The following is a 14236-nucleotide window of genomic DNA, read 5'->3' on the forward strand; positions in this document are numbered from 1 at the left end:
TTAACCTATTTTCCTTGCCTCAATTAACGAGAATTATTTCTAGACTGCTTCATAAATAATTGTTTTTGTTTATGAAGTGCTTCTTTTTGCTTTTGTACGCGATCGCCAATTTTTTCAAAAGATAATTTATGGTTTATTGTTTGGCTTAAATATTCGGCTAAAGAGTGAATAGTTGGGTTCTGAAACATGGTGACAACTGATATATCTCGCTGCAAAATTGCACGCAGTTTATGATTTATCTGAAGCATCAGTAGCGAATGCCCACCTAAATCAAAAAAGTTATCATGAATACCCACTTTCTCTAAATGCAACACCTCTTGCCAAATCTTTCCTATCTGCTGTTCCATATCCGATCGCGGTGCTTGATAAGCTGCCATCAATTCTGGACGCAAGCTTTCAGGTACAGCTAAAGCACGACGGTCTAATTTTCCATTAGGCAAAAGTGGTAAGCTATCTAGCAGCATGAAAACACTAGGTATCATGTAATTAGGTAACAGTTCTTTTAAATAAATTTGCAATTCATTGATTTTGAGTATTTGCTCTTGTTGAGGAACAATATAAGCCACCAATTGCCGATTGCCTGGTTTGTTTTCTCGTGCCAAAACTACAGCTTCTTTCACTTCTGAAAGTTTTAACAACGCGTTCTCAATTTCTCCCAACTCAATACGAAACCCTCTAATCTTTACCTGACCATCAATTCGTCCCAAATACTCCAAATTTCCATCACTTAGATAACGAGCTAAATCTCCAGTTTTATAGAGTCGTGAGTTCAGTTGATTATTGAAACAATGAGATATAAACCGTTCTTTTGTTAATTCCGGTCGGTTTAAATAACCTCTAGCCAAACCAGCACCGCCAATATAAATTTCTCCTGGTATGCCAATTGGTACTGGTTTTAATCGAGCATCGAGCAGATAAATTTGTGTATTGGCGATCGGGCGACCTATAGTTACACTACTATCACCTTTTTTGACCAAGCTAAATGTGGAATAAGTCGTATCTTCAGATGGGCCGTAAAGATTAAAAACCTTTTGAATATTATTATTTTTTTGATAAATCTGCTGCACTAGGGCATTTTGCAACGGTTCTCCAGCAAGATTAACTGTCCTGACTGAAGGAGGTAAACCGTCTACTTGCAATAATTCTGTAATGATGCTGGGAACTGTATTCACCAAAGTTACCTCCGCAGTTAACGAGGGTAAATGTAAAGCATTCTCTACAAGAATCACTTTTCCACCCCAACTCAGAGGAACAAACAATTCAAATACTGACAAATCAAAGCAAACGGAGGTTGACGCTAAAACTCCAGCCAGGTCATTATCTGTAAAGATGTTTCTCGCCCATGTTAATAAAGCAATGCAACTTTGATGTTCGATCGCAACGCCTTTTGGTACACCAGTAGAACCAGAAGTATAGATGACATAAGCTAGATGATTGGGTTTTACTTCACTGCACAGATTTTTTGTACTCTGTCGGCTAAATAATGTTGATTCTCCATCGATACAGACGACATCTACATGAGATTTAGCAAACAACTTAACTAGATGGGTGTGAGTCACCAGTATTTTGGCCTGACTGTCTTCTAGCATCAAAGTTAAGCGTTCCTGGGGATAGGTTAAATCTAGTGGTACATAAGCTCCACCGACTTTCAGGATCGCTAACATTGCAATTAGCATTTCTATACTGCGTTCCATGCAAAGACCTACAATTACTTCTGGTTTCACCTCTAGTTCTTGTAAGTAATGCGCTAGCTGATTTGCTCGGTTGTTTAACTCTCTATAGGTTAATTGCTGATTTCCAAAGACAACTGCAACAGCATTTGGTGTTTTTTCTGCCTGTTCCTCAAACAATTGATGAATACACTTGTTTTGCAGATAATCTGTGTTGGTATTATTCCACTCAACTAATAATTGTCGGATTTCCGATGGAGTCAGTAATTGTAAATCTGCTATGTGTTGTTTGGGGTCGCTAATTATACTTTCTAACAAAGTCTCGAAGTGCCCTAACATCCGGTTAATAGTATCTGCATTGAATAAATTTGTGTTGTACTCGCAAGTTGCAATTAACCCTCCCTCGGAATCCTCCATAAACACAGTCAAATCAAACTTAGATGTCCCGTTGTAACCTTCTTCATAAGTAATTGAGACATCCGACAGGCTTAAGTTGGGTTTCGGCACATTCTGGAGAACGAACATCACCTGAAATAATGGGTTGTAACTCAGGTCTCTACTTGGTTTTAGCTCCTCTACCAACTTTTCAAAAGGTAAGTCTTGATGAATGTATGCTTCTAAAGCTGTTGACTTCACCCGTGCTAACAAATCTTCAAAACTCAGGTCGCCAGAAAGGTCTGTACGCATTACTAAAACATTGACAAAAAATCCTATTAATGATTTGATTGCTGCTCTGTTACGACTGGCAATTGGCGAACCTACTAAAATGTCAGTCTGACCGGTGTAACGATACAGCAAGGTTTTGAAGGCTGCAAGCAAGGTGATAAACAGCGTTACTCCCTGGTGACGGCTGAAATTCTTCAGTTTTGTTGTCAGAGTTTGGGAAAAAACTAGTTTGGCTTGGGCACCGTTGAATGTTTGAACTGGGGAACGCGGACGATCTGTAGGCAGTTGTAATATAGTTAGTTCGCCACTCAACTTTTGTTTCCAATAAGTCAATAGGTGTTGAATGCGATCGCCATCAAGCCATTTTCGCTGCCAATTGACAAAATCTCTATACTGAATGGGTAATTCAGCAACTGATAAAAGTTCGGTAGAGAATGCTTTGTATAGTGCAGCTAGTTCTTTAATCAAAACACCGATAGACCAACCATCTGCAATTATATGATGCAGAGTGACCAATAATTGATAATTTTTATCATTTAAATGTAAAATTTTAGCACGCACAAGGAATTGAGCAGATAAATCAAATGGCTGCTGTGCGAATTCTCTAGCCAAACGTTGTGCTTGTTGAATGCGTTCGCTGTCTGATAGGGAACGCAAATCTTCAACGTCCAAAGTTACAGGTACGGCTTGATTGATAACTTGGACGGGTTGTCCATCAACCAATGTAAAGCTTGTACGTAAGACTTCGTGTCGTCTAATAATTTCGTTAAGACTATCTTGTAAGGCTTTTAAGTTTATGCAACCTTGGAAGTTAATAATTATAGGAATATTATATGTGGGAGTATCGGGAGTTAGCTGATTAATAAACCACAATCCCTGCTGGGCAAAAGATAGAGGATGAATTGATGTATTTTTTTCTTCTTGGGTAAAAGATATTGACGGTATTGCTTGTGTTGTCATTTGAGCTAGTAGCTTTGTGACAAGCGATCGCGTACTCATCCCTTCAAAGAAATCTGCTACCGATACTTCTATTTCTAAGTCAAGCTCAATGCGATTTTTTAATTCAAATACTTTTAAAGAATCAAGTCCTAGCGTACTTAACGCTTCTTGTGGATTAATATTATCTGCTGAAATTGAAAGTACTCCTGCTAACAGTTCAATTAAATAATTTTCTAGAATCTGTTGACATTCCCTTGGAGAAAGCGCCAACACTTGAGAACGCTGTAATCGAGTTTCTTTTCTAGTAATCTCAGTAATTTTGAGAATATTGCTGGCAACTATATTTAGTTGATTATTTTCAAACTGAGCGCGAGTTGCACGACGTTGAATTTTACCGCTAGAAGTTTTGGGAATACTACCCGGTTTAATTAAAACTACGCCATAAACTTGGACTTCATGTTCTTCTGTAATCGCTTGCCGAATTGCACTAATGGCTTCTTCTAAATTTGGTTTGGCGCGAAACTCTAATTCTTGTACAACTATTAACCTTTCTTCGTTATTAACTTCTACTGTAAATGCTGCATTAGCACCAGAACGTAATGATGCATGGCTGCGTTGGGCGGTTAATTCTATATCTTGCGGGTAAAGATTGCGACCGCGAACAATAATTAAATCTTTGGCTCTACCTGTGATGAAAAGCTCTTGATTGTCTAAAAAACCTAAATCTCCAGTTCGTAAGAATGGCCCTTTACCTGTGTCTGATAAATAAGCACGGAAGGTTTCTTCTGTCTCTTGCAAACGATTCCAATAACCTTGACCTACACTTGGCCCAGATACCCAAATTTCCCCGATTTCATCAGGTTGACAACTATTGAGTCTTTCTGGATTGGCAATTACTACCTCTTGTTGTGGTATGACTCGACCACAGCTAACAAAATGACAAATATTCTCATCTTTTAGGTATGATTTAACTACTCGATTGCATTCTAATGCAGACTTCTGGACTGTTTTGATTGTGGGTGCCGTTGCTTTATCTACACCAGAAACCATGAGAGTTGTTTCAGCCATTCCATAGCAAGGATAGAATGCTTCTTTACGGAAACCACACTCGGCGAAAGCCGCAGCAAATCGTTCTAAAGTATCATGACGAATCGGTTCAGCACCGTTAAACGCCACACTCCAACTACTCAAATCAAGTGTTTGTTTTTGTTCGGGAGTAATTTTTTGAGTACATAATTCATAGGCAAAGTTAGGGCCGCCACTGGTTGTCCCTCGGTACTCGGAGATAGTTTGCAACCAACGATATGGACGCTGGAGAAAAGAAGCCGGAGGTATAATGATGCAAGGAAAGCCACCATATAAAGGTTGCAATATTCCTCCAATCAGACCCATATCGTGGTACATCGGTAACCACGTCACGAACTTACATTCTGGAGAATGTTCCATGAATTGGTAAGTCGTAGCAGCATTGTGTAGTAGGTTCCGATGACTAATCATTACACCTTTGGGTGTGCCTGTAGAACCAGAGGTGTATTGTAAAAAAGCTAAGGTATCTTGATGAATAGAGGGTTGTTGCCAAGTATCTTCTATTCCCTGTGGGAGATTATCTGTAGTCAGCCACTGCAAAGATTCTAAGTCGGCCTTTTGTGTCATCAAAGATTGCACTGTCCGCAGGATTTCTGTTGTCGTCAGCGCGATCGCTGCTTGTGCATCTTGGGAAATCGCCTTGATTCTCGGTGTGTTGCGCTCGTTTCGCGGCGGATATGCAGTTACAGCCACAACTCCCGCATACAAACAACCGAAAAAAGCAACTAAAAAATCTAGTCCCTGAGGATAAAGCAGTAAAGCACGTTCCCCAGTCAAACCCAATGCTTGTAATTGAGCCGCGATTTGACGCGATCGCCTATCTAATTCTTGATAGGTTAGTGTCGCTTTTTCTGTTTCCCCATCTAATAAAAAGGTAAAAGCATTTTTATCTGGCTGCGTAGAGCTTCTAAAGCGCAGTAATTCGACAACTGTATACAAGTCGTCCAAAGAATTAAATAAGCTATGAGAAGATTTATTCATTTTTACGTGAAACCAACACCCTGTACATTCAAGACGTGTCTAATCAGCGTTTTTTTCGACCAAAATTTAATGTTTATAGTTAAGTGAATATTTGACGCGATCGCTTGTCTAATTCTTCACCAGAATCCACAAGTCAAGAGCGAAAAAGTATTTTTATCTGGCTTGTAAGCCAAAACACTGAACTTCACAAACTTGCAATTCGCTGTCATTAGTTCAGCTAACCACTTGGGATTGTCTCAACGCTAAATAATTGTGATTTACCTGGATAAATATCAGGGTTAATGCAAGTAATTTTTATTTATCCTTGATTACACTAACGAGAATAAGTTGCTTTAGCAAGAGTGCTGCTATAGATATTAATTGTTGATAAAAGCTAAAACATCAGTTTTATTTATGATTTTTCTTTTTGTCAGATAAACATTTGTTTTCAACTGATAACAATCAATTACAAGCTATTTGCCCGTAATTTGGGGATGAACATCTGGATTTATTATCCACTGTATACTGATGCTCAACAGCGCCTAATTTGGCGCAAATCCTTAATTAAGCTAGCTATTTTGCCTTTTCAAGATATTTTTAAAAAAAGTAGTTTTCACTACTAATACTGTACTTAATTCAATATCAAGCAAATAAATGTTTAAAAATAATTATTAATTAAAGCCCAAAGTAAACAAAAAAAATTATGAATTATCTTGTGTCTTGTATCGCTTCATAATATGATTCAACTAACTTAAATGACAATCTTTTTCAAAGTTCGTCATTGTATGTTCAGGTGTGGTCAAGTAGTGCGATCGAGTGAAAGCGGATAAATGAAGTTAGATAGATTGTTTCAAAGCCTGCTGCTGACAAGTGCGGTTGTTGTTTGTGTAAGCGCTCCTGCACAAAGTGGGGAAGTAACAGAGGATGTTCAAGGCGAATCTTCTACTCAGACGATAAGCAAATCTACATTAGATGAGAAGGTTGCAGTTACAGATCCTACTAGCGCCCAAATGTTGGTACAGTCACCAACACCAACCAACCCTCCTAATCCAGAACAAACAACTGAGGAGCAAATCATCCCGATCGCGGCAGTTAAGGCAACTTCCGGCGAGAAGGGTGTGGAGATCATTTTAGAGACACCTCTTGGAGAACAACTACAAGTTACGAATCGCAGTGCAGATAATACTTTTATTGCTGATATCCCTAACGCTCAGTTGCGTTTACCCAATGGCAATACTTTCAACTTCCGTTCGGAAAAACCAGCTGCGGGAATTATCGAAATAACCGTTATCAATGCTGATGCTAATACTGTGCGGGTGACGGTGGTAGGTGAGAACGCTTTACCGACAGTCGAGTTATTTGATGACAACGCAGGGCTGGTTTTTGGTATAAATTCCACCGCAACTGCTATGCAGCCACCAGCACCACAACAGCCAACACCACAACCGTCGGAAACACCGCAAGCCGAACAACAACCAACAGATCAAACACCGCAACAACAACCACCAGCGCCATCAGATGATGCCATCGAGTTAGTGGTGACAGGGGAAGAAGATGGATATCGAGCCTCAAATGCTACCACTGGGAGTCGGTTAGATATTCCCTTAATAGAAACACCTGCATCAATTGGCGTAATTACAGAGGAATTCATTGAGGATAAGGCACCCCGACGAGTAGAAGACTTAGCTCCTTACATTAGTGGAGTCACAGCAGGAGACAGCGGACAGGGCGGACTGTTCACTGACTTTCAAATTCGTGGATTTAGTACAGGTAGCCAAGTTTATGTCAATGGGTTACGAGATAATTTCCGCTCTCTGGTCAGAGACTTTGCTAATATCGAACGTTTGGAAATTTTAAAAGGTTTCTCTTCCTTACTTTATGGAACGGGATCGCCTGGTGGGGTGGTTAACTATATTACAAAGAAGCCCCAAGCCACACCCGCTTATAAATTTTCGGCCGATATCGGTAACTTTAATTTTTATCGCAGTGAGGTTGATTTAACAGGGCCCTTAACTGACGACAAGAATGTACTTTATCGCTTGATTCTAGCCTTTCAAGATTCCGATTCTTTTGTAGACAACGTTGAAGATAATCGCATTTTTGTTGCTCCTTCGCTGACGTTCTCAACGGGTGAAGGCGGTACTTTAACAATTGAAGGGGAGTATTACCGACAAGATAAAGACACCAATAGTGGAGCCAAATTCTTGAATGGTGAGTTTTTCTATGACCGCAGTTATACAGACCCGCGCAATAGCCAAATTTACGACCACTATCGGATTGCAGCTTATTTAGATCAGCCAATTAGTAAAGACTGGTCGCTTAATCTTAGCGGTCAATATTTCAATACTCAAAGGGATCTCAATCCTCTGTTTACATCAGGTTTTTTTGAGGGTGATAATCTAAACCGTTTCTACCGAACACTATTTGATGACTATTATCAATACAACCTGCGTGGTGAAGTCAAAGGAAACTTCAATATTGGAGCCTCAGAACATAAGTTACTAGTAGGTGCTGAGTACAACAAGTATCGCTCACAATTTACTGGTAACCTGGCTTTTTTTGGTAATATTGACCTTGCTAACCCTACCTTTGATGTTCCTATTCCCACTCAACTGACACCAAGTTCAGCTAATTTTAGTGACAGCAATTGGGGCGTTTACATTCAGGATTTTGTAAAACTTGGGCAATTTCGTTTACTAGCAGGTTTGCGTTACGGCGGATTTGAATTTATAAATGGTGGCGTAGCTCAACAAGAAGATAATTTCATTTCTCCAAGCATTGGGTTAGTTTATAGGCTGACAGATTCAGCTTCAATTTATGCCAGCTTTAGTCAATCGACAGAGCCACAATTTGGTTTACTGTCAGACGGTGGTCTTGCCGATCCCAGAAAGGCTACTCAATATGAAGTTGGTGCTAAAGTCAATCTGTTAGATGATAGATTGAGTGTCACGGCTGCACTGTTTCAGTTGGAACAAACAAACATTGCACAAACAGATCCCACCAACCCTGATTTCAACATCCTTGTAGGCGATATTCGTAGCCGTGGATTTGAATTAGATGTCAAAGGAAAAGTAACCGAGAATTTGAGCCTGATTGCAGCTTACACCTACCTAGATTCAGAAATCACCACAAGTGTCGTCCCCGGCCAACAAGGGAACCGCCCAATTAATACTCCGGAACACAGTCTGGGGCTGTATGGAAAGTACGAGTTTACAGAAGGTTCGCTAAGGGGTTTGAGTTTAGGTACAGGTTTAGTTTATGTAGGTGAAAGAGAAGGAGATAACGAAAATAGTTTTCAGCTTCCTAGCTACGTGCGAGTCGATTTAGGTGCTGCTTACAAAATTAATAACCTGACTTTTAGGTTAGCTGTTGAAAACCTCTTGGATATCCGTTATGCTTCCGGTTCCAACAATGCAGCAAATATTACTCAAGGTTCGCCTTTTGCAATTACTGGTTCAGTTTCTGTGCAGTTCTAACTCCTACTTACAGCAGATTTCCAGAAAAGTGAAGTAGACAATGATTTGTCCCAAAGCCAGCGCAATTCTGAATTCTGCTGTAGAACTGCAACTTAGGTTTTAGCTAGGAGGAAACTTTGTGAGAATCTTGAAAAACTAACTCAAGCTATGAAAACAGTGACATTACGCTATTTGATAGGTTGTTTACTATTAATGTTTTTGATTTTTGGAGTGATGGCAGGTTGTAGCGATCGCCAATTTCAAAATACAGTTTCTTCTACTGATTTGGCAAGTAAAAATTGCCGTGTGGTTCAACACACAATGGGAGAAACCTGCGTTCCTATCAACCCCCAGCGTATTGTCACTTTTTCTTTACCGACTTTAGGTAATGCCCTTGTCCTGGGAGTTAAACCCCTGGCAAGTACCTACATTGATATGCTGGATGAATATACATATCTACAGGGGAAAGTAGATGGTATAAAATCACTAGGGATTTTTCCGCCTAATTTGGAAAACATTTTACTAGTTAAGCCTGACCTGATTATAGGTTGGAGCGCAGAAAAACAGTTGTATTCTCTACTTTCAAAAATTGCTCCGACTGTATTATTTAATATCCAGGCGAGTCAAAGCTGGCGAGAACTATTTGATTTTGAGATTCAGGTTTTAGGAAAACAATCAGCTGCACAGCAAGCATGGGAACATTATAATCAAAGAATCGAAAAACTCAAAGCAGCTTTAGGCGATCGCTATAAAAACAAAGAAATTTCTCTTGTCTTCTTGGCTCCTGGCGTGATATTTACTGAAGCGAAAAATTCGTTTCCCGATTCTATTCTCAAAGATGTGGGGTTGCAACGCACCAAAGCACAAAATGTTATCGTACCTTCTAAACTACTTTACTTTTCTGTAGAAGAATTAGAGAAAGCTGACGGTGATATTATGTTTGTCGGAACCTTGAATGATGATAGCCAAAACTTTCTCGAACAACTCAAACAAAAACCACTTTGGAAACATCTTCGCGCCGTTCAACAAAATCATGTTTACCCGATAAATTACCTGACTTGGAGAGGAAACAATTTACTTGCGGCTGATGCGGTAATCGATGATCTATATAAATACTTGATTATCAATGAGTCGAAAAATTCAAAAATGTAACTCTGCTACCATGTTTTTTTAGAATTATTGATTATTAACAAATTCCCGAATATTTCAGACCAACTCTTGGCACTATATTTACCAATTCTATAGCTAATTAACATAGCCTGAACCTATGCCTAAACACACTATATTCGTCTGTAAATCATGTCACCGCTCATCTGAAGAACGACCAGAAAATCCTCCTTTTGATGGCGATTTTTTACTTGACGAGGTAAACACTTTATGTAATAAAAACTTTACCTCTGACGAAATTGAAATTCAGTCAGTTGCGTGTTTGTGGGCTTGCAGTCAAGGTTGTGTTGTAGCTGTATCGAGTGAAGAAAAACCCACCTATCTGTTTGTGAATCTTGGCTTAGAAAAAAGCGCAGCAGCATTAGTAGAATTTATGCAACTGTATATCAAAAGCCGCAAGGGAGCCATAGCTTGGGAAAAACTTCCTGAACTTTTACAGTCTGCTATTTTCGCGCAAATTCCACCTGTAAAATGATAGCTGTAAATTATTGCAGTATGGCGATAGTTTCTAGAGGTAGACGCTACGTATAGGTTGCTTTTCCGCAGGAATACCCTAAAGCACGCTAGTAATAATTTCATTTATTTTGCTAGTAACCAAGCTTCTAAATCAGCCAAGCTAGTAAAATCTAACAATGCCTCACTCAAATCTTCCAAAATAGGTAAAGATAAATCAAAAATTGAAGAAGGCATTTCTTTTGGAAGTTTTCCAAACCGCTTAGTCAACAGTCGGATAATCAGGTTAGCAGCCTCTTCTTGTCGTCCTTCTTGTCGTCCTTCTTCCCTTCCTTCTTCCCTTCCTTCTTCCTTAATTTCGCGGTAAACCCTCGTTTCCTTGAGTGTGATTCCTAGCATAGACTCTACCTCTGTTCGGCTTAATTTTTCAAACCTGTACACCATTATCGTCGTGACTAACTCTATTATGACGCCACTTGACGGTTGAGGTTGTTCCTGGCGCGATCGCTCCAGTAAATATCTAGCTTCTTCTGGTGCTTGTTCTTCTTCCACTGTAGTTAACACCATCAATGCTACCCATAGAGGTAATTGGCGAATATTGCCCAATTCATCCAAAAATACTCGGTGTACTTGTCCACCATTGAGCAATGAACGATGGGGATTAGTATCGCTTTGTTCAACACTCCGAGATGGATAAATTATCACTGCTTCCCAATCGCTGAATCTGTCACGATTGCGATAGAAATATAACGAAGACTCTGCAAATATTCTTTCGTAAAGTTGTTCATCTTTCTGAAACTGTACTTCACAGAAGTATACAACTCCTACACCTTCGTTTTCTGGTGGAAGAAATACCCCATCAATTTCAAATTTTGGTTCTTTCACGGCTACCGAATCAAATCGGTAAGCATCCGCATTTGTCAGGGGATTTGTCAAAAGTTCAAATAGCAAAGTGGGGTATTGTTGAAAAAGTTTGTAGAAAATAGAGTCTCGCCGCATAAATATTATTTCTTATTAAAACTCTATCCTTTTGTGGGTAGAGTATTAACCAATTCTTAATTCTGAATTCTGTATTCTGTATTCTTCTTCAACTAAATCATTTCACCCCCGATTGCACTTGCCATAAACCAGCATAAATTCCATTTTTCTCCAACAATTCTTCATGGGTTCCCGATTCAACCAGCTTGCCAAATTCCATGACATAAATGCAATCAGCATTGCGGATAGTGGAAAGACGATGAGCGATCGCTATTGTTGTCCTATTTGCAGTAATCCGTTCTAAGGAACGCTGAATAGCAGCTTCAGTTTCATTATCCACCGCTGATGTGGCTTCATCTAAAATGAGAATTGGTGGATTTTTCAAAACAGCCCTAGCGATCGCAATTCTTTGGCGTTGTCCACCAGATAATTTTTGTCCTCGTTCCCCGACTATTGTTTCATAACCTTGGGGTAGCCGCATAATAAAATCATGGGCTTCGGCAATTTTCCCAGCGGCAATGATTTCTTCATCCCTAGCATCAAAAGTACCATAGGCGATATTTTCAGCAACGGTACCATGAAATAAGAATACATCTTGACTCACCAAGCCAATACTGCGACGCAAATCATCTAAATTTAATTCTTGGATATCAATACCATCAATAGTGATTCTTCCAGCAGAAATTTCATACAATCGCAATAATAATTTTACTAAAGTACTTTTACCAGAACCTGTAGAACCAACAATGGCGATGGTTTTACCTGCGGGTATATGTAAAGACAAGCGTTTAATTACTGGCTCTCTATTAGCATAGGCAAAAGTAACTTCTTTGAAATCAATTTGACCACGTACTTGCTCAACAGGTAAAGATTTTTTACCTGGAATAATATTGATGTGAGTATCTAATAAATTCATGATGCGATTAGTAGAAGCCATTGACCTTTGATATTTGTCAAATATTTCTCCTAATGTTACTAATGGCCACAACAATCTTTGTACTAAAACCAGTAAAACACTGTAATTACCAATAGATATCTTTCCATTGTATGTTGCCATACCTCCCCAAAATAATAAGGATGTAAACCCTATTAAAATTAGCATTCTAATTAAAGGAGTAAATGCGGCCGAAAGTTTAATTGCTTTGGTGTTACTTTTCCTATATGCTTCGCTTTCTCCAGCAAATCTAGCACTTTCATAAGCTTCAGCAGTGAAACTTTTAATTGTAGTAATTCCACTCAAATTATTTTCCAATCTTGAATTGAGAAAACCTACTCTTTCTCGCACTTCGGCGTAACGATCTTCTAATAGCTTTTGATAAGTAAAAGAACCCCAAAGAATAAAAGGCATGGGCAACAATGTTGCCAAAGTAATCGAAGGGGGTAAAATCCAGAAAGCACCACAAGTTAAAATAATAACTGAAGTAGTAATTTGGATAATTTCACTAGCTACAAAATTCAAGAAATCTTCCAATCTGTTGATGTCATCATTCAAAATTGACATCAAACCGCCGATAGTACTTTCTTCAAAGTAAGCTGAATCTAATTTTTGTACGTGATTGTAGGTATCTACCCGTAAATCATGCTGGATATTTTGGGCTAAATTCCGCCAAAGTCTAGTATATGCATACTCGGAAGCTGATTCTAGTATCCAGATAATGATGGTGGCAACTGCAAGCAAGAAAAACTGCCAAATTATGTCTTTTACACCTAATTTGGCAATGAAAGAATTTTGCTGTTCTACGAGAATATCCACCGCAACACCAATTAACCACGGCGGTGCTAAATCTAAAATCGTATTGATGATAGTAAATAATGTCGCCTGCCAAATTTGTAAGCGATATTGGCTGCCATAATTGAGCAAGCGTTTTAGAGGATAACCTGAATTTTTAGACTTTTGAGATACTCTTGTCACGACTGTTTATTTTTTGTAATTAAATGATTTGGTTAGACATTGCATGAGGGATTTCATTCAATTTGCTGATGATTTATTTTTCCCTTGCGTCCTATTGGTAGACACATAGGAGTCCCCACAACAGGATCGAGAATGATACGACACTCCAATCCAAAAACCTCCTGAACCATTTCTTTAGTCATCACTAACTTTGGTTCGCCAGCAGCAAAAATGCGACCATCTTTCACAGCAACTAAATAATCTGCGTAACGACATGCCTGATTTAAATCATGCAGTACCATTACAATTGTTCGTCCTTGAGTTTGGTTCAAATCATACAATAAATCTAGAATCTCTATTTGGTGTGCCAAATCCAAAAAAGTAGTCGGTTCATCTAAGAGTAAAATATCTGTATCTTGAGCCAGTGCCATAGCAATCCAAGCTCTTTGTCGTTGTCCACCAGACAAAGTATCTAATGCTCTATCTGCCAATTTCAATAAATCTGTAATTTCTAGCGCCTGTTGTACAATTTTTTCATCTTTTGCCGACCATTGTTGTAACCAATTTTGATAAGGATAACGTCCTTGTGCTACTAAATCTCGTACTGTTAATCCTTCCGGCGCTACTGGGCCTTGGGGCAAAATACCTAACTGTTGTGCTACTTCTTTGGTGGAAAGATTCAAAATAGAAGTTCCATCAAGATATACTATACCGCCACGCGGTTTGAGTAATCTTGCCAAGCCTCTTAACAAAGTTGATTTACCACAACCATTAGCACCAACTAAAGCACTAATTAGTCCGCCAGGAATTGCTAAATTTAAGTCACGGATAATCGTAGCGCCATCGTAAGCTAAAGACAAACTTTTGGTTGACAATCCTTTCATAATGAATTTTGGATTTTGGATTTTAGATTTTGAATTTTGGATTTATAAAAACGTGATTTTTTAGTTGATAAAATATCCTTTTTTCCT

Annotated in this window: 7 protein-coding genes; 3 read left to right on the top strand and 4 right to left on the bottom strand. The window is 39.0% G+C overall.

Annotated features, from left to right (window positions below; all coding sequences use genetic code 11):
- Positions 1–23: 23 nt before the first annotated feature.
- Positions 24–5342 carry a non-ribosomal peptide synthetase gene (locus H6H03_RS09335; protein ID WP_190954860.1) on the bottom strand — a complete coding sequence of 1773 codons (5319 nt, stop codon included), beginning with the start codon at positions 5340–5342 and terminating at the stop codon, positions 24–26.
- 809 nt (positions 5343–6151) lie between these two features.
- Here H6H03_RS09335 and H6H03_RS09340 point away from each other — a divergent pair.
- The 3 genes from H6H03_RS09340 to H6H03_RS09350 all read left to right on the top strand — a co-directional run bounded on the left by H6H03_RS09340 (position 6152) and on the right by H6H03_RS09350 (position 10418).
- Positions 6152–8797, top strand: coding sequence for a TonB-dependent siderophore receptor (locus tag H6H03_RS09340; protein WP_190954861.1), 2646 nt, complete (start codon positions 6152–6154; stop codon positions 8795–8797).
- A gap of 147 nt (positions 8798–8944) precedes the next feature.
- Entirely contained in the window at positions 8945–9928 is a 984-nt protein-coding gene (locus H6H03_RS09345; protein WP_190954862.1) for an ABC transporter substrate-binding protein, read from the top strand.
- A 115-nt stretch (positions 9929–10043) separates the two neighbouring features.
- Positions 10044–10418 (top strand): DUF1636 family protein, encoded by a 375-nt coding sequence (locus H6H03_RS09350; RefSeq protein ID WP_190954863.1) that lies wholly within the window; start codon positions 10044–10046, stop codon positions 10416–10418.
- A gap of 104 nt (positions 10419–10522) precedes the next feature.
- Here H6H03_RS09350 and H6H03_RS09355 read toward each other — a convergent pair whose 3' ends face one another.
- The 3 genes from H6H03_RS09355 to H6H03_RS09365 all read right to left on the bottom strand — a co-directional run bounded on the left by H6H03_RS09355 (position 10523) and on the right by H6H03_RS09365 (position 14149).
- Entirely contained in the window at positions 10523–11395 is an 873-nt protein-coding gene (locus H6H03_RS09355; RefSeq protein WP_190954864.1) for an Rpn family recombination-promoting nuclease/putative transposase, read from the bottom strand.
- A gap of 97 nt (positions 11396–11492) precedes the next feature.
- Entirely contained in the window at positions 11493–13286 is a 1794-nt protein-coding gene (locus H6H03_RS09360; RefSeq protein ID WP_313931818.1) for an ABC transporter ATP-binding protein, read from the bottom strand.
- Positions 13287–13339: 53 nt separating this feature from the next.
- A complete protein-coding gene (locus H6H03_RS09365; protein WP_190954865.1) occupies positions 13340–14149 on the bottom strand; it encodes an ABC transporter ATP-binding protein in 810 nt (269 codons plus the stop codon).
- Between the last annotated feature and the right edge of the window lie 87 nt (positions 14150–14236).

The organism is Nostoc paludosum FACHB-159, assembly GCF_014698835.1.
Lineage (GTDB): Bacteria > Cyanobacteriota > Cyanobacteriia > Cyanobacteriales > Nostocaceae > Nostoc > Nostoc paludosum.